The sequence below is a fragment of the Novosphingopyxis baekryungensis DSM 16222 genome (assembly GCF_000420305.1).
GTDB classification, from domain to species: Bacteria; Pseudomonadota; Alphaproteobacteria; order Sphingomonadales; family Sphingomonadaceae; genus Novosphingopyxis; species Novosphingopyxis baekryungensis.
The window spans coordinates 636559-663140 of record NZ_ATUR01000002.1 but is presented as its reverse complement, the minus strand read 5'-3'; the positions used below and the strand labels follow the sequence as shown (position 1 = coordinate 663140).

The window sequence follows — 26582 nt, the reverse complement described above, 5'->3', positions numbered from 1 at the left end:
GGCGCTCAGGCGGCGCTAAAAACCCGCTTGGGCGTCGTCGCCGGTTTCTCGCTGACATCGCCAACCGGTTCGAGCGGCCGGGAGAGCATGGCCTGACAATGCGCGACGAGCGCCCGGTCATCGATCTGCCAAGGATGGAAGCCTGGCCGCAAAAAGGCCAGCCAATCCTTGACGACCGAGCGGCCAAGGCTGCCCTTGCGAAAGGCCGTCTTGACGAGCGCTGGAAACGCCTGGCGGAACGTCCAGCCGTCCTGCCGCAGCAAATCCAGCTGTCCCAGGAAACGGTTTTTCACGAACCCGGCGGTTATCATTGCCAGAGCGAACGACCGGGTCAACCAGCGGCGCGCCGGCGACCAATGCTGCGTCGCAAACAACCATGTGTCGAAACAGACGGCCTTGTGCTCGACTTCCTCGACGCTGTGCCACAACCAAAGCCGGGCCACCGTAGCGTCGCTGCGCGCGAACAGGCGCTCGTCGCGCAAAATCGCCGCGCTTAGAATCGCGGTAAGATGCTCGCAACACATGCTATAGGTGAGCTTGGTCAATTCGCTTTCGTTCTGCATGCGGGCCAAGACCTGCTTCGTCCGCTGCTTCAGGCGGACGGTGTCATAGCCGCCGGCTTCTATACCGCAATTAAAGGCGCCATGCTCCCTGCAATGATCCGTCTCCTGACGGATGAATTTGGCAATATCTGTCCGTAATTGGCCCTTTATCCGCGTCTGCCACGGGCGAATGCTGTGGATAAAGAAGGCTTCTCCCAGCGGGAACGCTACCGACAGGGAATTGAAGAACGATGTGGTAATCGCATCTCCATCAAGCCAGTATTTGGTCGACTTGGCTTTCAGATCATAGCGCAGTCTCTGCGCATGTATTGGCGGATGATTGTCTGTGCCATCTTTCATATCCAAGTCCCCCCGAGAAATAATGGTACTAGACTTGGACCAAGGGCACTCAAAAATGGCTAAGGTGCATAGTTAATTTATGTCTTTAATATATCCAATATTGAGCATGTTGAACGGTTTAGGATGGGCAATGGCCTAATGCCAAGGCTTGGTCGCACCGGTTATCGCGGGGCGCCGCCTGCATCGCATGGGCGACCATTGGCAAAACAATCTGCCGCCCCCATTACCGGCCTGGTCGCATCGGCCCACCGGTACGCAGCGTCGTCAAAAATCCGTTACATGGACGATCACTGCCGCCATAAGAGCGGCAAAGGACATACGGAACATCAATGCCCATAAGTCTATCCTCATCCAGGCGCCGGCTTAGCCCGGCGGAGAGCCGCCTGGCCGCGCTGGAGGCCGCCCGCGAACTGCTGCTCGATGCCGGGCCGCAGGCGGTCACGCTGAAGGCTGTGGCCGCGCGCATTGGCCGCACGCATGCCAATCTGCTGCACCATTTCGGGTCTGCCTCCGGTCTGCAGCGGGCACTCGCCACCTTTCATGCGCGCGCGATCTGCGAGACGATTGCGGTCACCGTGCTCAAGACCCGCGCCGGCGAGGCAACGGCCCGCGATATCGTGGACCTGACGTTCGATGCGTTCGACCGGGAGGGCGGCGGCGCCCTGGCCGCATGGATGCTGTCCTCCGGCAATGAGGACGCGCTCGATCCGATTGTCGAATCGATTCACGATCTGGTCGATCAGCTCAATCTGTCGTCCCAGATCGGCGACGAACTGCAGGAAACGACGCTGACCCTCGTGCTCATGGCGCTGGGCGACGCGCTGATGGGCGGCCCCCTTGCGACCGCTTTGGGCTTGCCCCGCGAACGCGCGCGCGAAATGGCGGCAATCCGCCTCTCCGATCGCGTGGAAGAATGGCGCGCGTCTTCGGATGAACCGACCGGATGATCGCTGTGCACGCCGATTGGGCGGGAACAAGAACGGGTGAAAGCTGGTGGAGCCGAGCGGGATCGAACCGCTGACCTCGTCATTGCGAACGACGCGCTCTCCCAACTGAGCTACGGCCCCGCACCAGAAAAGCGGATATAACGGACGCCAATGCGGGCTGCAAAGGCTAATTCGGGGTCAATATGGACGCGCCGAACGGATGAAAACTGGCTATCGCCCCTCACCTGCTTTAACGGCTGGCCCATGCATTTTCTCGATCAAGCCAAAATCCATCTGAAATCCGGCGCCGGCGGCCCCGGTGCGGTGAGCTTTCGCCGCGAAAAATATGTCGAATATGGCGGCCCCGATGGCGGCAATGGCGGCAAGGGCGGCGATATCATCTTCCGCGCCGTGCCCGGCCTCAACACGCTCATCGATTTCCGCTACAACCAGCATTTCAAGGCGCAGCGCGGCTTTGGCGGCATGGGGCGCGACCGCACGGGCGCAGGCGGCAAGGATCTGTATATCGACGTGCCGATCGGCACCCAGGTGCTCGCCGATGACGAAGACCGCACCCTGCTGGCCGATCTGACCGAAGAGGGGCAGGAAGTGCTGCTGCTGCGCGGTGGCGATGGCGGGCGCGGCAATGCCAGCTATAAAAGCAGCACCAACCGCGCGCCGCGTCAGCATGGCATGGGCTGGCCCGCCGAGGAACGCGATGTCTGGCTGCGGCTGAAACTGCTCGCTGATGTCGGCCTCGTCGGCCTGCCCAATGCAGGCAAATCCACGTTCATCAATCAGGTGACCGGCACCAACGCCAAGGTGGGGGCCTATCCCTTCACCACCATCATTCCGCAGCTCGGCGTGGTGCGGCACAAGTCGCGCGAATTCGTGCTGGCCGATATTCCCGGCCTCATCGAAGGCGCGGCGGAAGGCGCGGGTATCGGCGACCGGTTTCTGGGCCATATCGAACGGTGCCGTCTGCTTATCCATCTGATCGACGCCACCGGCGACAATCCGCTGGAGGCCTATCACACCGTGCGCACCGAGCTGGACAATTACGGCTCCGGCCTGTCCGAAAAGCCCGAGCTGGTGGCCCTGAACAAGGGCGATCTGCTGGGCGAGGAACTGATGGCAGACGTGGCCAGGGGATTGCGGGACGAAGGCATCACCCTGCTGACCATTTCCGCGGCAACCGGCGATGGCATGAGCGCCCTGCTCGATCAGGTCCTGGAGCATCTGCCCGCCCGCAGCTCGATCGAGCGCAAGCGCGCCGTGGACGAGCTGGACAGCGAAGGCGATGTGATCGATTGGTCCCCGCTGCGCTGACATGATGGCAGGATCCGGCAAGAGGATCGCGATGACCGGGGCAACCGGCTTCGTGGGTGGGGCTACGCTGTCGGCGGCGCTGGCGCAGGGCTATGCCGTGCAGGCATTGACGCGCCGCGAGCAACCGCCGCGCGATGGCGTGACCTGGGTGCGCGGAGCGCTGTCCGATCACGCCGCGCTCGAGGCGATGTGCGACGGCGCGGACGCGGTGCTGCATATCGCAGGCGCAACCAATGCCCCGAACCGCGCCGGGTTCGAGGCTGGCAATGTCGATGCCGTCCTGAACATGATCGCCGCCGCCAAAGCCTGCGGCGTCAAACGGTTTGTCCATGTGTCGTCGCTCGCCGCGCGCCGTCCGCAGCTCTCCATTTACGGAGAGACCAAGCTGGCGGGCGAGCGGCTGGTCGCGACCTCGATGCTCGACTGGACGGCGGTGCGGCCGCCTGCGGTTTATGGTCCGGGAGACGGCGAAATGCTGGAGCTGTTCAAGATGGCCAGGCGCGGGCTTGTCTTTCTGCCGCCACGGGGCCGCTTTTCCGCTATCCATGTCGACGATCTGGCGCGCTTACTGGTCGCGCTGATCCCGGCGGGGGAACAGTGCATCGGCGACATATATGAGGCCGATGACGGCGTGGACGGCGGCTGGAGCCATCGCAGCTTCGCCCGCGCCATCGGCAAGGCCGTCGGCCGGAGCATCGAGACCTTTTCCGTCCCCGCGCCGCTCCTGCTGGCGGGCGGCTATATCGACCGGCTCGTGCGCCGGTCCGGGGCCAAGCTGACACCCGACCGTGCCCGCTATTTCGCCCATCCGGACTGGACCGTCGATACCGGCAAGCGTCCGCCGCGCGCCCTGTGGACGCCGCAGATCGACACGCGCGAGGGGCTGGCGGAAACGGCCGATTGGTATCGCAGCGAGGGATGGCTCTAGCGCGCTGCCTTGACCATGCCGCAATCGCTTGCCAAGTCCGCACAGTCGCTATTTCACAAAGGCCATAGTCGCATGACCGATCACGCATCCGATCCCCTGTTCGCCGAAATCAAGGAAGAGATCGAGCCCTTCAATGCCAAGGGCGTGGAGGTGACCCGTGAGACCAGCTTCCAGAAAGATCTGGAATGGGACAGTCTGACCGTCATGGATTTCGTCGCGGCGATCGAGGACCGGTTCGACATCATCATCACCATGAACATGCAGGCGGAAATCGAAACCGTCGGGCAGCTGGTTGATGCCGTCACCAAATTGCGGGGCTGAGCGCACGCCGATGACCGATCTTTTCTCCAAATTCGATGCGCTGATCCAACAGCGCGAAACGCTGCTTTCCACCGGCCAGCGCGATCCCTTTTCGCTGGTGATGGAAGAGGTGAAGTCGCCCACCGTGGCGGTGGTGAACGGCAAGGAGACGATCCTGCTCGGCACCTATAATTATATGGGCATGACCTTCGATCCGGACGTGATCGCGGCGGGCAAGAAGGCGCTGGACGATTTCGGCACCGGCACCACCGGCAGTCGCGTGCTCAACGGCACCTATCAGGGGCACCGCGAATGCGAAGATGCCCTGAAGGAATTTTACGGCTTCGATCACGCCATGGTCTTCTCGACCGGATACCAGGCCAATCTGGGAATTATCAGCACCATCGCCGGCAAGGACGATTATGTGCTGCTGGATATCGACAGCCACGCCTCGATCTACGATGGCTGCGCCATGGGCAATGCCCAGATCGTGCCCTTTCGCCATAACGATATCGAAGCGCTGGAAAAGCGGCTGAAGCGCCTGCCGGAAGAGGCCGGCAAGCTGGTGATCCTGGAAGGCGTTTATTCCATGCTGGGCGATGTCGCGCCGCTCAAGGAAATGGTGCGCATTTCCAAGGAAGCGGGCGCCATGGTGCTGGTGGACGAAGCGCATTCCATGGGCTTTATCGGAGAACATGGCCGCGGTGTGGCCGAGGAACAGGGCGTGATGGATGACGTCGATTTCATCATCGGCACGTTCAGCAAATCGGTCGGCACCGTCGGGGGCTTCTGCGTATCCAACCATCCCAAGTTCGAGGTGATGCGCCTGGTCTGCCGCCCCTATGTGTTCACCGCGTCGCTGCCGCCCAGCGTGGTGGCCACGGCCGCCACGTCGATCCGCAAGCTGATGCACGGCAGCGAGAAGCGCGCGCATCTCTGGGAAAATTCGCGCAAGCTGCACGCCGGCCTCAAGGCGCTGGGCTTCACCATTGGCACGGATGAGCCGCAAAGCGCGATTATCGCCGTCATCATGCCGGATCTGGAAGGCGGCGCGAAGATGTGGGAATCGCTGCTGAACGAAGGTCTCTACGTCAATCTTGCACGGCCCCCGGCCACGCCGGCCAATATGACGCTGCTGCGCTGCTCGCTATGTGCCGAGCATACGAGCGAACAGGTCGACGAGATATTGGGCATGTTCGAACGCGCCGGAAAAGCCACCGGCATCATCTGATGCCTGCGAGGCCCGCAGCATCGTGACGGCGGCATAAAAGACATGGTCATTTTGGCTGGCGACCTATATCGCTGGCCGGAATGACATATGGCAACCGCCGGCATGTCGCCTTTCGCCAAGGCGCCTTGCGACATGATATTGGACAGCGGGCAATCTCGGCTTGAAACTGCTCACCGCAAACGACCTGTACATCGCGCGCCGGATCGCGATTCCGCTGATTACCACGCTGGTGATCGCCGCGATGCTGCTGATGCTGGATCAAATGCTGCGCCTGTTCGATTTCGTGGCGACGGAGGGCGGGCCGGTGACGGTGGTGTTCCGTCTGCTGGCCAATCTGATGCCCGAATATTTCGCCATCGCCATTCCCCTGGCGTTGCTGCTGGGCATCTTGCTCGCCTTTCGCGGACTGGCCACCACATCGGAGCTGGACGTGATGCGCGCGGTGGGGTTCAGCTACTGGCGGTTGCTGCGGGTGCCCTATCTCTACGCTTTCGGGCTGATTGCCATCAACATCGCCATCGTCGGCTATCTGCAGCCCTATGCCGCTTATTATTACGAACAATTGCAGTTCGATCTGCGCTCCGGAGCGCTCGGCGCCTCGATCAAGGTGGGGCAATTCAACAAGCTGGGCGATCATATCACGCTGCGGGTCGAGCGGAGCCGGGACGGTGGCACCGATTTGTCCGGCATCTTTGTGGATGTCGGCACGGATGATGGCGAACATTACACCGCCACCGCCCAGAGCGCGCAATTCCTGAGCACGGACGATCCCAACCTCATGCTGCTGCGCCTGCGCAACGGCAGCGCCGTGCAGGAGTCGCCCAAATTCGCGACGCCACGGGTGCTTACCTTTGCGCTGCAGGATCTGCCCATCGATGTGCCGACCATGAAGCAGTTTCGCATGCGCGGCGGCGCAGAGGATGAAGAGAACACGCTGTTCGAACTGCTCAGCGTCGCCAGCAATCAAGCCTTCAGCATCAAGCAACGCAACGCCGCCTTTGCCAATTTTCACTTCCGCATGGTGGAGCTGGCCACCATGCTGATCATACCGCTGCTGGGCCTTTCGCTCGGCGTGCCGCCGAAACGATCGACATCGGCCATGGGCGTGGTGTTCGCCATCATCATGATCGTGACCTATCACAAGGTGAATGAATTCGGCGAAGGCGTGGCGGCGCTGGGCCGGGCCAGCCCCTATGTTTCGCTCTGGCTGCCCTTTGCCGGGTTCACCGCACTGGTGCTGTGGATGTATTATGTCCTCGCTTATGTGCCAGGGGGGCAACCCATCGGCGCCATCGAGAAACGGGCGGACAAAGCCGCCAAGTGGATCGGGCGACGATTGCGCTTCAAAAGGCGCCGCTCTGTTGCGATGGAGGCCGGAACATGAACCAGTTCGCTTTCTTCCCGTCCCGCACCATGGCGCTGTACATGGTCAAAGGCTTTCTGACGCGCAGTCTGGCGGTGCTGGCGATGCTCGTCATCATCCTGATGAGCCTGGACCTGCTGCGCCAGACGAGCGACATTCTGGCGCCGCCCGGCAATGGGTCGGCCGAAATCATGACCTATATCGGCTGGCGCACGCCGCAGGTGGTGGCGCAGTTCCTGCCTTTTTCGGTGCTGCTCGGCACGCTCATCATGCTTGCCACGCTGAACCAGAACAGCGAAATCGTGTCGATGAAGGCCGCGGGGCTGTCCGCGCACCAGATCCTTGCTCCGCTGGTTCTGGCCGCCTGCGGCATCGCGGCGCTGACCTTTCTGTTCAACGAAACCGTCCTGGCACCAACCAGTGCCAAGCTGAGCGCCTGGCAGGCCGTCGATTATGGCGAAATTCCGCGCGACAGCGATATCCGCAGCAATGTCTGGCTGCTGGATGGGGACGATCTGATCCATGCCGAACTGGTCATCGGCAGCGGCCCCTCGATGATCCTGAAGAATGTGCGGGTGAACGATCGGTCCAATGGCGGCCTTTCCACGGTTATTCAGGGCAAAACCGCGCGCTGGATCGACAATGGATGGACGCTGGATGACGCCACGACATTCAGCGTGGCCAGTGCCACGACCACGCCCCCATCAACGGTGCGTTTCGGCCTTGGGGTCCAGCCAACCAGCTTCACCATCTCCTCGCTCGATCCCGATGCGCTGGGCTTTTCCGAACTGCGATCCGCCATTGCCGATCAGCGCGCTGCCGGCCGGCCGACCGCGGGCGCAGAAGCGGCGATGTGGCACAAGCTGTCCGGCCCCCTCGCCTCCATCCTCATGCCGCTGCTCGGCTCTATCGCAGGCTTTGGCCTGGCCCGGGCGGGCAAGACCTTCATCCGCGTGGTGATCGGCATGGCGCTCGGTTTCACCTATTTCGTGGCCGACAATTTCTCGCTCGCGATGGGCAATCTCGGGGCTTATGATCCGTTCGTGGCGGCGTGGGCGCCGTTCTTCCTGTTCCTCCTGCTGGGCGAGACAGTGCTGATCCGTTCCGAGGAATAGAGCGCCCCCTCGGCGGCATCCCTTGATTTGCCAGCGCCCAATCGCGACATAATTATGTCTCGGCACAGGGCGCCGCGTCGTAAAGCCGCCGTAAATCTGTGCCATATCATACGCCCGCCTGTAACGGCGGGCGATCGGCCTGCCATCAGGCAGATCATTAGCAGACGGACATCTTAGGGACTCAAGGCATGGCCAGCGTTGAAACAGCATCGAGCAATTTCTGGAATCGATCGCACTATCTGGATCGGATGAGTTTCCGTGATCTGGTGGTGGCCTATTTCCAGCATTACACGATCATATCCTATCTGGTGCTGACGGCAGCGGCGGTCGCGCTCTATGCCTTTTATCCGGCAACCCCGCTTGCCACTGCAGGCGCCGTGGTCGCAGGGATCGTGGTTTATCCGTTCGTCTGGTATATGCTGCACCGGTTCGTGCTGCACGGCCAGTGGATGTACAAGCGCAAGGTTTTCGCCAAGACCTGGAAGCGCATTCATTACGATCACCACCAGGACCCCAACCATCTGGAGGTGCTGTTCGGTGCGCTGCACACCACCCTGCCCACCATTGCGGTGGCCACCTTGCCGATCGGTTATCTGATCGGCGGCGTGGGCGGCGCGGCGGCAGCGTTTGCCACTGGCCTGCTGACGACCTGCTATTACGAGTTCGTCCACTGCATGCAGCATCTGGCGTTCAAGCCGAAGAGCAAGCTCATCGGCTATATGAAGCAGCGCCATCTGGAGCATCACTTTCACCATGAAAGCGGCAATTACGGCATCACCAATTATGGCTGGGACAAGATTTTCCGCACCTATTATCATCGCAAGGATATCCCCAAGCGCAGCGCGACGGTGTTCAACCTTGGCTATGATGAAGACGTGGCGAAGGATTATCCCTGGGTGAAGGAGCTGTCCGGCGGCATCGCGTCCGGCCACCCGCGCCGCCGTTCGAAGGAAAAGACGGACGCCTGATCTTGCGATCTTGCCGTAAGCGCCTGCCTGTGCTGTTGCGCAGGCAGGAGCGATTTGCATGACCGATATTCACATCTATCCCGTCGCCAATAGCCGCGACGAAGCCGATTTCATCGAATTGCCCTATCGGCTCTACGCAGACGATCCGCACTGGGTGCCGCCGCTGCGCAGCGATATGCGCGAACTGCTGAACCGCAAGAAGAACCCGTTCTTCGATCATGCCCGGATGCAGCTGTTTCTCGCGTGCGAACATGGCAGCGTCGTGGGCCGGATCTCCGCCCATATCGATGAGCTTGCGCTTGCCCAGCCAGCGCAGCAGGGCATGGGCCCCGGCACCGGCAATTTCGGCATGTTCGAAGCCAGCAACCAGAGCGTGGGCGATGCCCTGATGGCGGAAGCGGAGCAATGGCTGCGCGCCGAGCGTATGACCCGCGTGCTCGGGCCGCTCTCGCTTTCCGTCTGGGACGAGCCGGGCCTGCTGACCAAGGGCCATGACCACAGCCCCACGGTGATGATGGGACATCACAAGGCGGCCTATGAGCGCTGGATCGAAGCGGCGGGGTACAAGCCGGCCAAGCAACTAAGCACCTGGGATCTGAATATCTGCCAGGATTTTCCGCCGCTCATCAACCGTATCATCCAGTCCGGCGAGCGCAACAGCCGCATCACCGTGCGCAAAGTCGACAAAGCCAAATTCGACGAGGAGGCGGCGATTATTCTGTCGATCCTGAACGATGCGTGGTCCGACAATTGGGGCTTCGTGCCGCTGACCGACCGTGAGATCGCCTATGCCGGCAAGAAGCTGAAACCGATCGTGCGCGAAGATCTGATTCGCATTGCCGAGCTGGAGGGACGCCCGGTCGCATTCATGATGACCCTGCCCGACCTCAATGAGCCGCTGAAGAGCCTGAAGGGATCGTTATGGCCGTTCGGATGGGCCAAATTGCTGCTCTGGCTGCGCAATCCGCGCGTGCGCACCATGCGCGTGCCGTTGATGGGCGTGCTCAAGGAGCATCAGGGCAGCCGCCTGGCGAGCCAGCTGGCCTTCATGATGATCGAATATATCCGCCGCGCCTCGGTGGCCCATTATGGTGCGACACGAGGGGAAATCGGCTGGATCCTCGATGACAATGAAGGAATGATCGCGATTGCGGATGCGCTCGATAGCCAGATCAACCGCTGCTATACGCTATATGAAAAGCCGCTCTGACCGCGCCTAGAACAGGGTGGACAGGCCGATATAGAATTCCGCATCGTCGCTGTCGCCGTCCAGGCCGATGACCGTGCCGATATCGAACTGCCACAGATCGCGCGGGGTCCAGCTCAGGCTGGCCGATGCGACCGGCGCCCAGACATCGCCCGCCGGATCGTCATCATAGCGCAGGCCGACTTCGCCGGTCAGGCCGATCTCCGGCGACAAGGGATGGCTCAAGCCGAGATATTGGGTGGCGGAAAAATGACGCCCATCGCCATCCTTATCGACGGCTGCTGCGACAATGGCCGTCGCACCAAGGCTGAGGTCCCCGCCGAGCGAAAAGCTTGATGGCACGATCAGGCCGGCACTCCAGTCGCCGTCCGATACGGCGCTCTGGCCGGCCGGCAGCGTGACATAGGGTTCGATAGCGAGCGCGATATCGCCGCCATCATTGCCGATCAGATTGCGACGCAGGCCGAGACGGACATCGGAAAATCCGCCGTCCTTCACCACCGAAGCGCCGATACGATCATAGACATGGGTGTAAGCGACAAAGCCGATCTGCAGTTCGGTACGGTCGTCGAGCCCATAGCGCAGGAAGCTGTCGCCAATCGCCACACTGTCGCTGCGCCCGCTGTCCGTCTTGTTCAGGGTCCAGTCGGCCACGCCCAGCTCCGCGCCTAGACGCCCGGCTTCGGTGGTGCAGGTGCTGCTACCCAGACCAGGCCGGTTGGGGCAGAAACGAGGGCCATCGTCTTGCGCCAGCGCCGGGCTGGCGAGAGAGCACACAGCCAGCGCCAATGCGATCTTGAATGTCGAAGCCATGGTCCTGTCTTTCGCGGCAATAGGGCGGCTGCGCCCGTGCGCGGACCCTGCCCTGTCTGCAAGGCTTTTCGGCGATGCTCAGGCTTCGGCAGCGCGCAATTGCACCCAGGTTGGCGCATGATCGCTGGCCTTTTCCCGCCCGCGATAGTCCTTGTCCACGCCGCTGGCCTCCAGCCGGTCCGCCGTTTCCGGGGACAGGAGGAGATGATCGATCCGAAATCCATGGTCCTGCTGCCAGGCCCCGCGCTGATAGTCCCAGAAGGTCCACACGCCGCCGGCCGGATAGTGCGTTTCCAGCGCGTCGGTCCAGCCATCCGCCAGAAGCCGGCGATAGGCCGCGCGGGATTCCGGCTGCATCAAGGCATCGTCCGCCATGGCCCGCACCGAAAAGGTATCGCGGTCTTTGGGAATGACGTTATAATCGCCGGCCAGCACGGCAGGCACCTCCTCCGCCCAGATTTGCGTGGCGCGGGCGCGAAGGCGCTCCATCCAGCGCAATTTGTAATCGAATTTCGGGCCGGGCCGCGGATTGCCGTTCGGCAGATAGATGCTGGCCACGCGAAGGCCGTGCACATCCGCCTCCAGATAGCGGGACTGCTCATCCTCAGGATCGCCCTCCAGACCGCGGCGGACCTCTGCGGGCTGCGTGCCTTTGCCCAGAATGGCGACGCCGTTGAAGCCTTTCTGGCCATGGATGAGGGCGCCATAGCCGGCCTTCTCGAACGCATCGACCGGCACGCCGTCATCGGCGCTTTTGAGTTCCTGCAGGCAGACAATGTCCGGCTTCCGCTCCTCCAGCCATTCGATCAGCCGGGGCAGGCGTGCTTTCACGCCATTGATGTTGAAACTGGCAATAAGCATGGACGCAGCCCTAGCGCGTCAAGGCGCATCTGTCAGCCTGCAGCGCGCAAGTCGATGCGCCCACGCTGCGTCGGTTAGACGGAGAAACTGGTCCCGCAGCCGCAGCCCGATTGCGCATTGGGGTTGGTCACTTCGAAATGCTTGCCGCCAAGCGATTCGACGAAATTGACCGCACTGCCGCGCACCAGATCGAGACTGACGGAATCCACCGCCAGCTTGACGCCCTGCTCTTCCGCAATGGTGTCATCGGGCGCAACGTCATCGGCCAGGCCGAATTTATACTGAAAGCCGGAACATCCCCCGCCCTCCACCGACAGGCGCAGGATGGCCGGCACGCCCTGTTTTTCAGCGATGGCCGCCACACGGGCGGCAGCGGCGGGCAACAAGGTGATGGATGCTTGGGTCATGATAAAGAGATAGGCCAATAAAAAGGGGCGGCAAGGCCTTGGCCTTACACGCCCCGAGTCTTTACACCCTCTCCCAAAGGTGACTTGCAGACGGGAACGGGGTTAGTCGTTCGGACCGCCTATAGCATCTGTAGCATTGCTCTCATTGGCAAGTAAAGCACCGTTCGTCTGATTCATGAAGGACAACGGATCGACGGGCTCACCCGCAATACGCACTTCATAGTGCAGATGGGCACCGGTTGAACGGCCGGTCGAGCCGACATAGCCGATCAGATCGCCCTTCTTCACGCGCTGATAGGGCTCGACATTCAGACGGGACATGTGGCCGTAACGCGTCTCGACCTGATTGCCATGCTCGATTTCGATATAGTTGCCATAGCCATTGGCCCAGCCGGCACGCTCCACCAGGCCATCGGCCGTCGCATAGATCGGCGTGCCCGTGGGCGCAGCCATATCGATGCCCTTGTGATTGCCGCGGCGGCCTTTGAAAGGATCGGTACGATAACCGAAATAGCTGGTCAGACGATATTCGTTGACGGGCTGAATAGAGGGGATGGATACTTCAAGCTGCGGCTTACCAGCGGTATCGCGGCCGCTCCATACATTGAACAGCTGCTTGAAATTGGCATCGGCCTCACCCAGCGGCGTGATAATTTTTTCGGAACCTTCCAGCTGATCATCAATTTGAAAGGCATCGGATGCGCTGCTGTTGGCGTGGGCGGGCACGGATACCATCAGTGCTGCCAGTGCGAACGATGCTGCGCGGCCGGTGGCCGTGAGATGAAGCTGCATAGAAGACCTTACCCTTTTTCCTGGAAAGAGGCGCTAGGCCTCTACCCATGTTCCTTTGCGAGCGGCGCGATCCGCCCGTCCCTCGATGAAGGTTAAAGCCCAGTTTGGTTCCCGGACGCAACAGCGCCGTAGAAATCTAGCGTCAGACCGGCCTCATGACGCGCTGAGTCGTTGAACGGTGGTTTTAAAGTTCCACGAAAATGCCGATTAATTAACGAAACCCAAAGATTTGCGGGCGATTCCGCGGTTTCGGCGTTCGTCCGTTCATCGGAATTTCGGTCATGGTCGAATCCCCATGCGAACCATTTCGACCCGAATCCGACATGCGCGATTTCATCATGGTAAATGCGCTGCATGATTTTTGCGGACGCAAGATCGCCGGCGCTGCGGAACCTTTCCACCATCTGCGGCGTAACGTCCAATCCGCGCGCTTCCAAAACCATTGGAACCACGGCAAGCCGCGCCATCGCGCTATGCGCGGTTTCTTCGGCCGCTTCCCACAGTCCATCATGCGCGGGCAAGGCGCCATAATAGCTGCCCAGCTGTCGCAACCGGCGATCGAGCAAGGCGAAATGCATGGCTTCGTCTGCCCCCACCTTCATCCAGTCATCGACAAATGCGCGCGGAAACCGCTGTCCGAAGCGACCGGCCATGTCGAACGCCAGATCTATCGCGGCAAATTCGATATGCGCCAGAGCATGCAACAGCGCGATGCGCCCGCGCTGCGATCCGGCCTTGCCGCGGCGGGGCATCCGGTTGGGCGGCAGAAGGGCCGGTTCGTCCGGTCGGCCCGGCGCATGCGGCATCGGCCGATCGAAGCGATGATCCAGCTGCCCGAGCCGCCACGCGCGCGCCGCCTGACGCGCCGCCATCAGCTTGGCGCGCGGCTGCGCCTGCGCCAGAACATGCGCGCAGGCCTGCGCTATGCTGCGCCGGTCGCGCGACATCCCGTCTCCAGACACCCCTGCCTCAGACATCCCGTCCCCAGACATCAGAGCGTCCGCGCGGCCTCCAGCACCTCTTCGGCATGGCCGGCGACCTTCACCTTGCGCCATTCGCGCGCCAGCTTGCCGGACGCATCGAACAGGAAGGTGCTGCGCTCGAGCCCCATGAACGTCTTGCCGTACATCTGCTTCTCTTTCCACACGCCCAGCTGCTCCGAAAGATCGGTCTCGGCATCGGACAGCAGATCGACCGTCAGCCCCTGTTTCTCGCGGAAATTGGACAGCTTTTTCGGGCTGTCCTTGGACACGCCCGCCACCGCCGTGTCCGCCGCGCCGAAGGCATCCAGCATTTCGGAAAAGGCGATGCTTTCCTTGGTACAGCCCGGCGTGCTCGCGCGCGGGAAGAAAAACAGCACCAGCGGTTTGCCGGCATAAGCGGCGAGCGGCGCAAGCTCTGCCTGATCATTGGTGAGGGTAAGTTCGGGCAGCATTTCGACCATGTGGTTATTCCTTCGCTTTTATCTCGCCGCGCGGGCCAAGCGCCTTTTCCCACGCAGCGGTGATGCTGGCGCGTGCCTGTGCAAGCCGGTCCATTACGGCATCCCAGCCATCAAGCTCAAGGCTGCGGGCCATCAAGGCGCGGGCGGGCGGCGGCGGCTCCGCGCAATCGGGCGCCACCAATCGTACGAGCACGAGGAGCCGCGTCAGAAAGCGCAGCGCATCGGCCACGTCAGGGTCCAGCAGACCCGCCGTCGCCAGCGCATCGGCCGCTTCTGCCAGTTCCGGCCTGAAACCGGCCTTGCTGTACAGCTGATGGAAATGCAGCAGGAATTCGGCATCGATCAGGCCGCCGGGCAAGCGCTTGACGTCGAGTGGACCGCTGGGCTGCTTGTGGACGGCAATCTCGCTGCGCATGCTGCGCACATCGTCTGCCAGACCTGGCCCTGCCGGATGGTGCAGCACATCGCCCAGCACGGACTGCAGCGCCTCGCGCGCCGCCGTGCTGCCATAGATCGGGCGGGCCCGGGTGAGCGCCATATGCTCCCAGGTCCAGGCGTCCTCGCGCTGATAGCGGGCAAATTGCGCCAGCGATACGCAGGGTGGCCCCTGCGCGCCGGAGGGTCGCAGCCGCGTATCGACTTCATAAAGCGCGCCCGTCGCCGTCGGCACGGACAGCGCGGCGATCACCCGCTGCGACAGCCGATTGAAATAGTCGGTGGCCCCCAGCACCCGCCGCCCATCGGAGCGATCCCCCACATCGCCAGGCTGGCTGGGCACGAACAGAAAAATCAGATCGAGATCGGAGGCATGGGTCAGCTGCCGCCCGCCAAGGCGTCCGAGCGCCAGAATGGCAAGTTCGACGCCCGGCACCTTGCCATGGGTCCGCTCGAACTCCGCCACTGCGGCATCTGCCAGCAACCGGCAGGCGGCTTCGGCCAGCCGTGCATAGCCTCCGGCAATGGCGAGCGGATCGGCGCTGCCGTCGATCAGCTGGGCGCCCAGCAGGAACCGCACCTCCCCCACTTCGGCGCGCACATAATCGAGAACGCGTTCATAATCGAGCGATGCGGGCGGTCGCAATGTGTCGATCAGGGTCTCGACCGATCCGGGCAGGCTGCGCGCATCCGGCTCCAGCAGGCGATCGATCAGATCCGCGCGCCGCGCCAGCTGATCGGCCAGAACGGGGGTCAGGCTGAGCAGATCGCCCAGCAGCGCGATCAGCGCCGGACGTGCCAGCAGCAGATCGAAAAAATTGATCGCGCTGGGCAGGCGTTCGAACATCGAATCGAGCCGCGCCAGCGCGCGGGACGGATCGGGGGCCGCCGCGATGGTCGTCAGCAGGCTGGGCAGCACCGCCTCGAACCCTTCGCGCGCCCGTTCGCTGCGGATCGCGCGCAACTTGCCGCTGCGCCACCGCCGCACCAGCCGGGCCACGCCGATAGGTGCCGCCAGACCCAGCGATTCGAGCGTCTCGTCCAGCTGGTCGTCATCGAGCGGCAGCGTGGGAACCTGCGGCTCCTCCCAACTGGCAAAGGCGCTGTAAATGCTATCGACGCGCGCAGTATGGGGTTTGATCCAGTCGATAAACGCACCGCCGTCCGCCAGGCCCTGCAGGCGCGCGGCCGCATCCCGCTCGCCAGCCTGTTTGGGAATTTCATGGGTCTGCCGGTCGTGCAGCATCTGCAGCCGATGTTCGGCCGTGCGCAGCGCGACATAGGCCGCGCCGATCGCCGCGCCGTCTTCTTCCGGCACATGGCCCGCGGCCACCAGCGCCGAGAGCGCGGTGCGCGTGTCGGCGCTGCGCAGCGCTTCGTCCCGCCCGCCATGGATCAGCTGCTGTGCCTGCACGAAGAACTCGCATTCCCGGATGCCGCCCCGCCCCCGCTTGCAGTCATAGCCCGGCCCGATCGCCTGACCGGCGGAATAATGATCGCGGATCGAACGCCGCATGGTGTCGATATTGCGGATCTGGCCGAAATCCAGCGAGCGCCGCCAGATGAACGGGCGAATGGCATCGAGGAAGCGCTGCCCCAGCGCGATATCGCCCGCCGCCGCCCGCGCGCGGATGAAGGCCGCCTGCTCCCACGCCATGGCGGAGCTTTCATAATGGGAAATCGCGCCTGCAATCGGCAGCGCGATGGGGCTTACTTCGGGCGTGGGGCGCAGCCGCAGATCGACGCGAAAGACATAGCCATGCACCGTCAGGTCCTGCAGCAGTTCAAGGACGCGCCGCCCGATGCGAACGGCCGCCTTGGCCGGTTCCTCGCCCTCTTTCGTCGGCAAGGTTTCCCGGTCATACAGAAAAATCGGATCGATATCGGAGCTGTAGTTCAGCTCCCGCCCGCCATGTTTGCCCAGCGCCACGATGGCAAAGCCCTGCGGCGCGGCGTCCGGGCAGCGTTCGGTGATCGCTGCCTCCACGGCGCGCGAACAGGCACGGTCCGCAAAGTCGGACAGCGTGCGGGTGACCTGCGAGAGATCCCATGCACCCGCCAGATCGGCGATGGCCACGGTCAGCGCAACGCCGCCCCGTTCGACCCGCAAAGCCTCGGATATATCCGCGCAGGCCGCCCCCTGTGCGCGCGCCAGAGCGAGTGCGGCGTCCGGATCGCCGGTACGCAGCGCCGCCTCTATTTTCGGGCGTGTCTCGATCAGTCGTTCGAGGAACGGGCTGTGGGCGCACGCGCGGTTCAGGGCATCGGCAAAATCGGGATGGCTGGGCATGGGCCATAGCCTAGCCCGTGCCGTCAGCGACTAGAAGGCAAATCCCGATGTATCGCGCACCCCGCGCCGGAGCGTGCGTGCCGTGCGCAGCCGAAGGGCGCGTGGCGAACGGCTGCCGCGCAGGTAATGGACCGAAGCGCCCTCAATGCCCGCCGCGCATCCTGACCCAGGCCATATGGATGCCGACCACGATGGCGCCCAGGATCATCCCGATGACGCCGAACAGCCCGGCTTCGACGATCCAGCCGATCAGGCCGCCAGCGCGTTCCTCTGCGCCATGGCTCAGCCCATGGATCAGATGCGGTATCGCCTCCAGTCCGAACTCTTCCAGACCATGCACGATGATGCCGCCACCCACCCACAGCATGGCCGCCGTGCCGATGACCGTGATGGCGCTCAGCACGCCGGGCATCACCTTGACCAGACCGCGGCCAAATCCGGCCAGTGCGCCCTCATCCTTGGCCAGATGCAGGCCGATATCGTCCAGCTTTACCAGCAGCCCCACCGCGCCATAGACGCCCGCCGTGATGGCAATGGAGACGGCGATCAGCGTGATCGCCTGCGTGACGAGCGCCTGATCGGTTATCTCGCCAAGCGAAATCGCCACGATTTCCGCCGAAAGGATCATGTCGGTGCGCACCGCGCCCTTGACCTTCTGCTTCTCCAGCTCGGTGGAATTGAGCGTGGCGACCACCTTTTCCACCTTGTCGTCGGCGTGGAACAGCCGGTGGATGATCTTTTCTGCGCCCTCGAAGCACAGATAGGTGCCGCCCAGCATCAGGATCGGGGTCAACGCCCAGGGCAGAAACGCGCTCAGCAGCATGGCGACCGGCACCAGGATCACCAGCTTGTTGAACAGCGATCCCTTGGCGATCTTCCAGATGATGGGCAGCTCGCGCTGCGGGCTCAGGCCAACGACATATTTGGGCGTCACCGCCGTATCGTCGATCACCAGACCGGCGGCCTTGGTGCCCGCCTTGCCTGCGGCAACGCCGACATCGTCGACCGAGGCGGCAGCGAGTTTGGCGATACCCGCAACATCGTCGAGCAGGGCGGCGAGACCGGATGGCATCAGACGGACACTTTCACATAATTGGCGCGGAATTCGGTGGCAAAACTGGCAAAACCGCCGGTCGCAATGGCCTCTCGCATAGCGGCCATAAGCTGCTGATAGAAGTGCAGATTATGTTCGGTCATCAGCATGGCCCCCAACATCTCGCCAGCGCGGATAAGATGGTGGACATAGGCGCGCGACCAGCCGGTGCATACCGGGCAGCCGCAGCGCGCGTCCAGCGGGCCGGTGTCCTCGGCGAATTTGGCGTTGCGGATATTGATCGGCCCGGCCCAGGTAAACGCCTGTCCGTTCCGGCCCGAGCGCGTGGGCAGCACGCAATCGAACATATCCACGCCGCGCTCCACCGCGCCGACCAGATCGTCCGGCTTGCCGACGCCCATCAGATAGCGCGGGCGATCGGCGGGCAGCATGTCGGGCGCAAAATCCAGCGTGGCGAACATCGCCTCCTGCCCCTCGCCCACCGCCAGGCCGCCAATGGCATATCCATCGAACCCGATGGCCCGGAGCGCTTCGGCGGACCGGCCGCGCAGCTCCTCGTCCAGCGCGCCCTGCTGTATGCCGAACAGCGCGCTGATATCCGCCGTTTTTCCTGTATCGAAAGCCTCGCGCGATCGCCGCGCCCAGCGCATGCTCATTTCCATCGAGGCTTCGATCACCGGGCGCGGCTGGTCGGCGCGCGGGCATTCGTCGAACGCCATCACGATATCGGAGCCGAGCAGCGCCTGGATCTCCATCGACCGTTCGGGCGAGAGCATATGCTTCGATCCGTCGAGATGGCTCTTGAAGCTGACCCCCTCCTCGGTAATCTTGCGCAGCTCGGACAGGCTCATGACCTGATAGCCGCCGCTGTCGGTCAGGATCGGGCGGTCCCAGCCCATGAAGCCGTGCAGCCCGCCCAGCCGGTCGATCCGTTCCGCGCCAGGCCGCAGCATCAGATGATAGGTGTTGCCGAGGATGATATCCGCCCCGGTCGCGCGCACATCGGCCGGTTTCATGGCTTTGACCGTGGCCGCGGTGCCCACCGGCATGAACGCCGGGGTGGCGATGGTGCCCCGGCGCATGCGGATTTCGCCGGTACGCGCCTTGCCATCGGTTGCGGAAAGGTGGAATTCGAAACGTGGAGGCATGGCTCTGCCTCTAGAGCGCCACGGGGGATTTGCAAATGGCAGGAGCACAAGCGGTCCGACGTGCCGGCGCAGTGGCGCTTGCGCTGTGCGCCCTCTCGGCCTGTGATAACGCGCGCGAAGCACCGCCCAGCCCGGTGCCGACCAGCTATTCGATGGAAACGCCGGACAGGCCCGTGCCGATGCCCAGCCCGGCGCCGAAGGAGAAATGCTATGGCATTGCCAAGGCGCAGGCCAATCATGGCGGCGCCAAGGGGCCGGGCACCGCGCGTCTGGACCGGCAGAGCGATGCCTGGCTGTTCGTGCCGCGTGGCACCTGCGCCAGTCTTGGCGGCGCGCTCACCTCACGACGCGATTCACGGCTATAGGCCATTCATTCATGGGACAGTCGGCATCGCCTACAGGCCGCGCAACGTCGTCAGCCTGAAAGATCAGCCCCCATGTTCTCCCGCCTTGCCCTTGGCGCTGCCATGTTCGCTTTGCCCGCCGCCGCGAGCGCGCAGGCTGCCCAGCCAAAGCCCTGCATCACGCCTGCGCAGAATGAGGCCGTGACCGCCTATGTCATGCCCTCGCTGGCCACCGAGATGGCCCGCAAATGTGCGCCTAGTCTTGGCACCAATGCTTATCTTACCGTCAATGCGCAGCGCCTTTCGCAAGAGTGGCAGGCGGGGGCGGACAAGGCCTGGCCCACGGCCCGCACGGTGGTGACCGAGCTGGCCAATCTGCCGCTGGCTCCGGGCAGCAGCGGAGATGCCTTTGCCAAGATGGTGCTGGCCCCCGCCCTGGCCGGAAAGATCGCCTTCGAGATGGATGCGCAGGCCTGTTCGGTTACCGATCGTCTGCTGGAGCAGCTGGAACCCCTGCCCGCACGGAATCTGGCCGCGGTACTGGCGCTGGCGCTCGAAGTCGGCTCGCAACAGGCTGGTCAGGCGCAGCTGCCATTTCGGGTCTGCCGCGACTAGGGCCGGCTCAGGCGCAATGCTCGTCATGCAGCAGGCAGGGCACATCGTCGTTGATCTCGATCTGCAGGGTCACATGCGCAATGCCGTGATCATGATCGAGCAGCCGCTGCATCTTCAGTAGGAATTCGTCGCCGGGATGGCCGCCCGGCATCACCAGATGCGCGGTCAGCGCCACTTCGGTGGTGCTCATGGGCCAGATGTGCAGATCATGCACGCGGGCCACGCCGTCCTGACCGGCCAGCAGCCCCCGCACCGCGCCGGGGTCGATCGCGCGCGGCACGGCGCCCAGCGCCATGGCCACCGATTCCTTCAGCAAACCCCATGTGCTCCACAGGATCACGACCACGATCAGCAGGCTGACCACCGGATCGATCCAGCGCGCGCCGGTAAACAGGATCAGCGCGCCGGCAATCACCACACCGGCGGACACGGCGGCATCGGCGGCCATGTGCAGATAGGCCCCGCGAATATTCACATCGCCCTTGCGTCCGCGCGCGAACAGCATGGCGGTGGCGCCGTTGATGAGGATGCCGATACCCGCCACGATCATGACGGTGACGCCGGGCACGGGCGGCGGATCGGAAAAGCGCTGAACCGCTTCCAGCGAAATGGCCCCGACGGCCACCATCAGGATCACGCCATTGGCGATCGCCGCGAGGATGGAGGAACCGCGTAGGCCATAGGTGAACCGTTCGGAGGCCGGACGCTTGGCCAGCTCCGCCCCGCCCCAGGCAATCAGCAGGCCAAGGACGTCCGACAGATTATGCCCGGCATCGGCCAGCAACGCGACCGATCCGGTGATGAACCCCGCCGCGCCCTCCACCGCCACGAATGCGAGATTGAGCACGGTGCCGATGGCAAAGGCGCGTCCGAAATCGGCCGGGGCATGGCTGTGCCCGCCGGGACCGTGGCTATGGCCGTGATGGGCATGCGAATCGCTCATGGATCCGGCTTTTAACGATGCCGGGGCGCGATATGCTAGGACATCGCGCTCGATTGTTTACGGCAGCAGCAGGCTCGCATCGCCATAGCTGTAGAAGCGGTAGTCCTCGGCTATGGCATGGGCATAGGCCGCCTGCATCCGTTCCCGCCCCATCAGCGCGCTGACCAGCATGAACAGCGTGGATTTGGGCAAATGGAAATTGGTCATCAGGCCATCGATTGCCCGGAAGCGATAGCCCGGCGTGATGAAGATGGCGGTATCGCCCTCGAACGGCTGGATGCGGCCATCCTCGCGGCTCGCACTTTCCAGCAGGCGCAGCACGGTGGTGCCGACCGAGATCAGCCGCCCGCCTTTTGCCCGCACGGCATTCAGCCGCTCCGCCGTCGCCGCGTCGATCCGGCCCCATTCGCTATGCATCCGGTGCGCGTCGGTATCGTCCACCTTTACAGGCAAGAAGGTGCCAGCGCCGACATGCAGCGTAAGAGTCTCGGTGGCGATACCGGCCTGCTCCAGCGCGGCCATCAGCCCCGGCGTAAAGTGCAGCGCTGCCGTCGGTGCGGCCACCGCGCCCTTTTCCTTCGCGAACATGGTCTGATAATCGTCCGCATCGCGCGCATCCGTCGGACGTTTGGCGGCGATATAGGGCGGCAGCGGCATGCGCCCGGCACGCTCGATCAGCGTTTCCACCGGTTCCTCGCCCTCGAAAGCCAGCACGAAACTGCCATCGTCCAGCCGGTCCTCGGCGATTGCCGTCACATCCTGGCCGAAATCCACGCGTTCGCCGACGCGCAGGCGCTTGGCATTGCGGACAAAGGCCTGCCAGCGGCGCAGGTCCATCCGCTTGTGCAGCGTTGCGCCGATCCGCGCCTCGCCCCGCATGCCCTCCAGCTGGGCCGGGATCACCCGCGTATCGTTGAACACCAGCACATCGCCAGCGCGCAGCAGGCCGGGCAGATCGCGCATCGTCCGGTCGGCCATGCCCAGCGCATCGACCGTCAGCAGCCGCGCGGCATCGCGCGGGCTGGCCGGCCGCAACGCGATACGCTCAGGCGGCAGATCGAAATCGAACAGGTCTACACGCATCGCACTGCCCCCCGTCTGGATGCGGGTTTACTGGCGGATCGGGGCGTTCAGCTCGTCCGTGGTCACGGCAGGCTGCGCGGCCGGATTGGCGGCGTTCAGGCGGGCACGAGCGGCAGCGTAATCGGGCTCCGGCTTGGGCGCATCGCCGAGCGAGGCCTGCAGCACGACGTCGGGATTCGCCGGTGGCTCGCCCCGCGCGATGGCGTCCACAAATTCCATGCCGGAGGTGACGCGGCCCACCACGGTATATTTGCCATCCAGTTTGAAATTGGGCTGGAAGACGATGAAGAACTGGCTGTTCGCGCTGTCCTCGCTCTGGGCCCGCGCCATGGCGAGCGTGCCACGCAGATGGGGCAGCTTGCTGAATTCCTGCACCAGATCGGGCAGATCGGATCCGCCGGTGCCGGTGCCCGTCGGATCGCCGGTCTGCGCCATGAAGCCTTCGATCACGCGGTGGAATATCACCCCGTCGTAAAAGCCCTGCCGCGCCAGCGTCTTGATCCGCTCGACATGATTGGGGGCCACCGTGGGATACATCCGGATGGTCACGCGCCCGCCGGTCGACAGATCGAGATAGAGCACATTGCTCAGATCGGGGTCCGGCACCGCAGCGTCGACCGGTCCGGTCGACTGCGCATAGGCGGCAGCACCCAGCATGAGTGCGGCAAGAAAGGCAAAAAACTTGGCTATACGCATCGGGTCACGGTCCTGTGATCTGTCCAGTGTCAGCGCCCTAGCGAATGCGGCTGGCCCTGTCATGAACGAAGGCGTCATGAACGAAGAGGCCATGAACAAGGCCGGCGTGACGATTAGAGTATGCCATGCCGCAGCCGCCCGGCATGGCCAATCGGTCATGCCTTGTTTCTGGCCACCCGCGCCACGACTTCCGCGCACACTGCAGGCGTCACGAATTTGGAAATATCGCCCTCGAATATGGCGATTTCCTTCACCAGCCGGGATGCGATGGGCTGCAGCGACACGTCGGCCATCAGAAAGATCGTCTCGATCGAATCGTTCAGCTGCTGGTTCATACCGGCCATCTGATACTCATATTCGAAATCGGCCACCGCCCGCAGGCCGCGCACGATAACGGACGCGCCCACCTGCTCGGCAAAATGCATCAGCAGATTGCCGAAGCTGACCACCTCGATCTCCGCGCTGTCGATATCGGCCACTTCGCGCCGGACCATGGCGAGCCGTTCATCGACGTCGAACATCGGGTTCTTGGACGGGTTTGTGGTCACCCCGATCACCAGCTTGTCGACAAGCTTTGCGCCCCGGCGGATGATGTCCATATGGCCCAGGGTGATCGGATCGAATGTTCCGGGATAAATTCCTACGCGTGTCATGGCTTGGCCCCTTTCGCCCTATCGATCGCGTTCGACCGTGAAGCGTGCCAGCGCACGCAGAATATCGGCTTCCGCGCCAAAGCTGCGCAGATGCCGCACGGCCTGTTCGGACAGGATATGCGCCTGCTCGCGCGCACGATCGATACCGAGCAGCGAGACGAAGGTTTCCTTGCCCTGTTCGCCATCCTTGCGCAGCGCCTTGCCGGCCTTTTCCTCGTCCCCTTCCACATCGATCAGATCGTCGGCGATCTGGAAGGCCAGGCCGATGTCGCGGGCATAACCGCGCAGCGCGACATGCATATCGTCCGATGCCCGGCCCAGCACGGCGCCCATCTCCACCGATGCGCCGATCAGCGCGCCGGTCTTGAGCTGCTGCAACCGCGTGACGGTGGGCAGGTCATAACCGCCCTTGTCCGCCTCCAGATCCATCATCTGGCCGCCCGCCATGCCGCTCGGGCCGCTGGCTTCGGCAAGGATGCGGACCAGTTCCATGCGGATGGCCGGATCGCTGTGCACCTGTTCGTCGGCCAGTATCTCGAACGCGAGCGCGTGCAGACTGTCGCCCGCCAGCACGGCGGTCGCCTCGTCGAACGCCTTGTGCACGGTGGGTTTGCCGCGGCGCAGATCGTCATCGTCCATCGCCGGCAGATCGTCGTGAATCAGCGAATAGACATGGATCGCTTCCACCGCGCCGCCCGCGCGCACGGCGGCGGCCCGGTCCACGCCCAGCATTTCGGCAACGGACACCAGCAGCAGCGGGCGCAGGCGCTTTCCGCCGCCCACCGCAGCATGGCGCATGGCATCATATAGCCGCGCGCGCGTGTCGGCGGGCGATGCCAGCAGAATATCGAACAGCGCATCGACCTCGGCGGTCATGCGCTCGAAGGCGGTGGTCAGGCTGGTGGCGTTGGCGGTCATGATGCGGTGTGCCCGATCAATCGTCGAACGGGCGGGTGCCATCCGCCGTGCCATCCGCACGCACGCGAATCTGGTCGATCTTGGCGCGGGCCGCGTCGAGCCGTTTCTGGCACTGCGCGCGCAACCGGTCACCTTCGGCATAGAGATCGATCGACTTGTCGAGCGGCACATCGCCGCGCTCCAGCTGGTTGACGATATCCTCCAGCCGCTTGAGCGACTCCTCAAAGCTGAGCTGATCGGTCGGGGAAGCCTGGTCTGCAGGCGCGGTGTTCGCGGCGGGCGGCGCTTGGTCGGTCATGGGCCGATGCATGGCCGTGGGCGCTGGCCGGGTCAAGACGCTGCGCCGGTTCTGTCACCAGGCGCAGCTGGCCGATTGGGATGCCGATCGCAAAATCATGGGGCTTGGGTGATTTTATCCTTGGAACTGCGGCACCGCCAATCCATTGAGCAGCGCGCAAACCAAAATTGGAGCTATCATGCGCAAGACCCTCTTCTCCCTGGCACCGATCGCGTTACTGGCCCTGGCCGGCTGCAACAACGACACCGCAGAAACGACCGACGATGCCGCCACGCAGGCTGCGGCCGATGCCGAGCCGATCACCCTGCCGCCAGCCATCGTCGACAGCGGCGTCTATCGCTGCGCCGACAGCTCCGTAATCTATGTCGATTTCTACGAGGGCGGCCGCCGCGCCGGTCTGCGGACCGAACAGAACGGCACGTCCACCATTCTCAACGCCCCGCAGGCCGATGCGACGGCCACGCCCGAAGCCGGGATGACTCCGCAGACCGCCGAAGCCGAAACCGATACGCCGACGCTGACTGGCGGCGACGGATATGCGCTGATGGGCACCGGCCAGAACATTCAGGTCACCCTGCCGGGCAAGGACATGCAGACCTGCAAGTCCAGCTGATCAACCACAGCTGTTAGCCGAATGGATGAGGGCGCCCCGCTGCGGGCGCCCTTTTCACGTTCGGTTCCCGGTCCATAAGAGCGTTTATACGCTGAATGGGTCTCCCAAGCCGCCGAGCCCATGCTGCACGCCTTGACAGCCGCGCCTTCGACAGTCGATTTATGCTGCGCCAAATTGGTCGAGGGATTGCAGCATTTTTATTGGACATTTCGCGCCGGCGCTTCTGGTCGCCTCGCAACGAAAATCGCCGGACCTCGGACTGCTGTTTGTTGCGGCCCAGTTTGTCGACTATCTGTTTGCCGTCTTTCTGCTGACCGGATCGGAACATATGCGGTTCCTGTCGGGCAGCGACCGTCTGGTGCCGCTGGATCTGTATGACATGCCGTTCAGCCACAGCCTGCTGGGAACGGCGGTTGCCGCCATCGTCTTTGCGGTGCCGGTGTTCATCTATTACCGCAAAATCCGCGCAGCAATTCTGGCGGCCCTGGTCGTGCTGTCGCACTGGTTTGTCGATCTGATCGTCCATCCGGCGGATCTGACGCTGGCCGGAGGCTCCGACAAGCTGGGTTTTGGCCTGTGGGACCATCCCGCCATCGCCATCCTGGTGGAGCTCGCGCTCATCTCTGCGGCCTTTTTCTATTATATCCGCACCACCCGCCCGCCCTTCCGGCAGCCGTCGCATCTGCGCGTCTATATTCTGGCCGGGGTGCTGCTGGCGCTGCAGCTGATCAACTGGTTCGGGCCGGAAGGCAGCGACGTGACCGTCTTTGCCATCACCATGATCGTGGTGTTCAGCCTGATCGCGCTTCTGGCCGCATGGGCCGGGCGCGGCAGGCGGCGCCGGCCTTTTGGCCGCAAGCTCTTCCAGTAGCTGGTCAGCGCGCCTGCGCATCGTTACAAGCCCGT

The 26582-nt window shown here is 63.4% G+C and carries 29 protein-coding genes and 1 tRNA gene; 13 read left to right on the top strand and 17 right to left on the bottom strand.

Annotation, left to right across the window (positions count from 1 at the left end; translation table 11 throughout):
• Nucleotides 1–5: 5 nt before the first annotated feature.
• Complete coding sequence (locus G410_RS15420; RefSeq protein WP_022672228.1) at nucleotides 6–902, bottom strand: metal-dependent hydrolase; 897 nt, start codon at nucleotides 900–902, stop codon at nucleotides 6–8.
• Nucleotides 903–1231: 329 nt separating this feature from the next.
• Between G410_RS15420 and G410_RS0103240 the strand changes: the two genes are divergently transcribed.
• Nucleotides 1232–1849: a TetR/AcrR family transcriptional regulator gene (locus G410_RS0103240; protein WP_022672227.1), complete on the top strand. Its 618-nt coding sequence runs from the start codon at nucleotides 1232–1234 to the stop codon at nucleotides 1847–1849.
• A gap of 44 nt (nucleotides 1850–1893) precedes the next feature.
• Here G410_RS0103240 and G410_RS0103235 read toward each other — a convergent pair.
• Nucleotides 1894–1969: transfer RNA gene (locus G410_RS0103235), tRNA-Ala, on the bottom strand.
• A 123-nt stretch (nucleotides 1970–2092) separates the two neighbouring features.
• Between G410_RS0103235 and obgE the strand changes: the two genes are divergently transcribed.
• From obgE to G410_RS0103195, 8 genes are all read left to right on the top strand, one after another.
• Nucleotides 2093–3157, top strand: a complete 1065-nt coding sequence (gene obgE / locus G410_RS0103230; protein WP_022672226.1) for a GTPase ObgE — start codon at nucleotides 2093–2095, stop codon at nucleotides 3155–3157.
• Between the two features lie 31 nt (nucleotides 3158–3188).
• Nucleotides 3189–4085, top strand: a complete 897-nt coding sequence (locus tag G410_RS0103225; RefSeq protein ID WP_028971005.1) for an NAD-dependent epimerase/dehydratase family protein — start codon at nucleotides 3189–3191, stop codon at nucleotides 4083–4085.
• A 72-nt stretch (nucleotides 4086–4157) separates the two neighbouring features.
• A complete protein-coding gene (locus tag G410_RS0103220) occupies nucleotides 4158–4406 on the top strand; it encodes an acyl carrier protein (RefSeq protein ID WP_022672224.1) in 249 nt (82 codons plus the stop codon).
• A gap of 10 nt (nucleotides 4407–4416) precedes the next feature.
• Nucleotides 4417–5616: a serine palmitoyltransferase gene (gene spt, locus G410_RS0103215; RefSeq protein WP_022672223.1), complete on the top strand. Its 1200-nt coding sequence runs from the start codon at nucleotides 4417–4419 to the stop codon at nucleotides 5614–5616.
• Between the two features lie 160 nt (nucleotides 5617–5776).
• Nucleotides 5777–7000, top strand: coding sequence for an LptF/LptG family permease (locus G410_RS0103210; RefSeq protein ID WP_022672222.1), 1224 nt, complete (start codon nucleotides 5777–5779; stop codon nucleotides 6998–7000).
• Nucleotides 6997–8094 carry an LPS export ABC transporter permease LptG gene (lptG, locus tag G410_RS0103205; RefSeq protein WP_022672221.1) on the top strand — a complete coding sequence of 366 codons (1098 nt, stop codon included), beginning with the start codon at nucleotides 6997–6999 and terminating at the stop codon, nucleotides 8092–8094. Before G410_RS0103210 ends, lptG begins: the two co-directional genes overlap by 4 nt.
• A 188-nt stretch (nucleotides 8095–8282) precedes the next feature.
• Nucleotides 8283–9062 (top strand): sterol desaturase family protein, encoded by a 780-nt coding sequence (locus tag G410_RS0103200; protein ID WP_022672220.1) that lies wholly within the window; start codon nucleotides 8283–8285, stop codon nucleotides 9060–9062.
• Nucleotides 9063–9120: 58 nt separating this feature from the next.
• The gene (locus G410_RS0103195; protein ID WP_022672219.1) at nucleotides 9121–10272 is read left to right on the top strand and encodes a hypothetical protein; all 1152 of its coding nucleotides are present in this window, start codon (nucleotides 9121–9123) and stop codon (nucleotides 10270–10272) included.
• Nucleotides 10273–10278: 6 nt separating this feature from the next.
• Here the strand turns inward: G410_RS0103195 and G410_RS0103190 are convergent, their stop codons facing one another.
• The 9 genes from G410_RS0103190 to tgt all read right to left on the bottom strand — a co-directional run bounded on the left by G410_RS0103190 (nucleotide 10279) and on the right by tgt (nucleotide 19513).
• Nucleotides 10279–11082, bottom strand: a complete 804-nt coding sequence (locus G410_RS0103190; protein WP_022672218.1) for a transporter — start codon at nucleotides 11080–11082, stop codon at nucleotides 10279–10281.
• A gap of 78 nt (nucleotides 11083–11160) precedes the next feature.
• The gene (gene xth, locus G410_RS0103185; protein ID WP_022672217.1) at nucleotides 11161–11943 is read right to left on the bottom strand and encodes an exodeoxyribonuclease III; all 783 of its coding nucleotides are present in this window, start codon (nucleotides 11941–11943) and stop codon (nucleotides 11161–11163) included.
• Nucleotides 11944–12017: 74 nt separating this feature from the next.
• Entirely contained in the window at nucleotides 12018–12350 is a 333-nt protein-coding gene (locus G410_RS0103180; protein ID WP_028971003.1) for a HesB/IscA family protein, read from the bottom strand.
• Nucleotides 12351–12452: 102 nt separating this feature from the next.
• Nucleotides 12453–13142 (bottom strand): M23 family metallopeptidase, encoded by a 690-nt coding sequence (locus G410_RS0103175; RefSeq protein ID WP_022672215.1) that lies wholly within the window; start codon nucleotides 13140–13142, stop codon nucleotides 12453–12455.
• Nucleotides 13143–13234: 92 nt separating this feature from the next.
• Nucleotides 13235–14089, bottom strand: coding sequence for a ferritin-like domain-containing protein (locus G410_RS0103170; RefSeq protein WP_022672214.1), 855 nt, complete (start codon nucleotides 14087–14089; stop codon nucleotides 13235–13237).
• Between the two features lie 44 nt (nucleotides 14090–14133).
• Complete coding sequence (locus G410_RS0103165) at nucleotides 14134–14586, bottom strand: peroxiredoxin (protein ID WP_022672213.1); 453 nt, start codon at nucleotides 14584–14586, stop codon at nucleotides 14134–14136.
• A 4-nt stretch (nucleotides 14587–14590) separates the two neighbouring features.
• Nucleotides 14591–17311 carry a bifunctional [glutamate--ammonia ligase]-adenylyl-L-tyrosine phosphorylase/[glutamate--ammonia-ligase] adenylyltransferase gene (gene glnE, locus G410_RS15415; RefSeq protein WP_022672212.1) on the bottom strand — a complete coding sequence of 907 codons (2721 nt, stop codon included), beginning with the start codon at nucleotides 17309–17311 and terminating at the stop codon, nucleotides 14591–14593.
• A 142-nt stretch (nucleotides 17312–17453) separates the two neighbouring features.
• Nucleotides 17454–18383 (bottom strand): DUF808 domain-containing protein, encoded by a 930-nt coding sequence (locus G410_RS0103155; protein ID WP_022672211.1) that lies wholly within the window; start codon nucleotides 18381–18383, stop codon nucleotides 17454–17456.
• Nucleotides 18383–19513 carry a tRNA guanosine(34) transglycosylase Tgt gene (gene tgt, locus G410_RS0103150; protein ID WP_022672210.1) on the bottom strand — a complete coding sequence of 377 codons (1131 nt, stop codon included), beginning with the start codon at nucleotides 19511–19513 and terminating at the stop codon, nucleotides 18383–18385. The genes G410_RS0103155 and tgt overlap by 1 nt, the downstream gene beginning before the upstream one ends.
• Nucleotides 19514–19548: 35 nt before the next feature.
• Here tgt and bufA1 point away from each other — a divergent pair, with 35 nt between their 5' ends.
• Both bufA1 and G410_RS0103140 read left to right on the top strand, forming a co-directional pair.
• A complete protein-coding gene (gene bufA1 / locus G410_RS15410) occupies nucleotides 19549–19878 on the top strand; it encodes a BufA1 family periplasmic bufferin-type metallophore (RefSeq protein WP_084488888.1) in 330 nt (109 codons plus the stop codon).
• A 72-nt stretch (nucleotides 19879–19950) separates the two neighbouring features.
• Entirely contained in the window at nucleotides 19951–20472 is a 522-nt protein-coding gene (locus G410_RS0103140; protein ID WP_028971001.1) for a hypothetical protein, read from the top strand.
• Nucleotides 20473–20479: 7 nt separating this feature from the next.
• Here G410_RS0103140 and G410_RS15405 read toward each other — a convergent pair whose 3' ends face one another.
• From G410_RS15405 to G410_RS0103100, 6 genes are all read right to left on the bottom strand, one after another.
• Nucleotides 20480–21415 (bottom strand): cation diffusion facilitator family transporter, encoded by a 936-nt coding sequence (locus G410_RS15405; RefSeq protein WP_022672207.1) that lies wholly within the window; start codon nucleotides 21413–21415, stop codon nucleotides 20480–20482.
• A 57-nt stretch (nucleotides 21416–21472) separates the two neighbouring features.
• Complete coding sequence (gene queA / locus G410_RS0103120) at nucleotides 21473–22498, bottom strand: tRNA preQ1(34) S-adenosylmethionine ribosyltransferase-isomerase QueA (protein WP_022672206.1); 1026 nt, start codon at nucleotides 22496–22498, stop codon at nucleotides 21473–21475.
• A gap of 27 nt (nucleotides 22499–22525) precedes the next feature.
• On the bottom strand, nucleotides 22526–23194 hold the full coding sequence (locus G410_RS15400; protein ID WP_022672205.1) for a peptidylprolyl isomerase: 669 nt from the start codon (nucleotides 23192–23194) through the stop codon (nucleotides 22526–22528).
• 155 nt (nucleotides 23195–23349) lie between these two features.
• Nucleotides 23350–23847: a pantetheine-phosphate adenylyltransferase gene (gene coaD / locus G410_RS0103110; RefSeq protein ID WP_022672204.1), complete on the bottom strand. Its 498-nt coding sequence runs from the start codon at nucleotides 23845–23847 to the stop codon at nucleotides 23350–23352.
• Between the two features lie 18 nt (nucleotides 23848–23865).
• A complete protein-coding gene (locus tag G410_RS0103105) occupies nucleotides 23866–24765 on the bottom strand; it encodes a polyprenyl synthetase family protein (protein WP_022672203.1) in 900 nt (299 codons plus the stop codon).
• Nucleotides 24766–24781: 16 nt separating this feature from the next.
• Nucleotides 24782–25063, bottom strand: coding sequence for an exodeoxyribonuclease VII small subunit (locus tag G410_RS0103100; protein WP_028970998.1), 282 nt, complete (start codon nucleotides 25061–25063; stop codon nucleotides 24782–24784).
• A 178-nt stretch (nucleotides 25064–25241) separates the two neighbouring features.
• Here G410_RS0103100 and G410_RS0103090 point away from each other — a divergent pair, with 178 nt between their 5' ends.
• Together G410_RS0103090 and G410_RS0103085 are read left to right on the top strand one after the other, a co-directional pair.
• Nucleotides 25242–25676: a hypothetical protein gene (locus G410_RS0103090; protein WP_022672200.1), complete on the top strand. Its 435-nt coding sequence runs from the start codon at nucleotides 25242–25244 to the stop codon at nucleotides 25674–25676.
• A 328-nt stretch (nucleotides 25677–26004) separates the two neighbouring features.
• A complete protein-coding gene (locus G410_RS0103085; RefSeq protein ID WP_022672199.1) occupies nucleotides 26005–26547 on the top strand; it encodes a hypothetical protein in 543 nt (180 codons plus the stop codon).
• The last annotated feature ends 35 nt before the right edge of the window (nucleotides 26548–26582 follow it).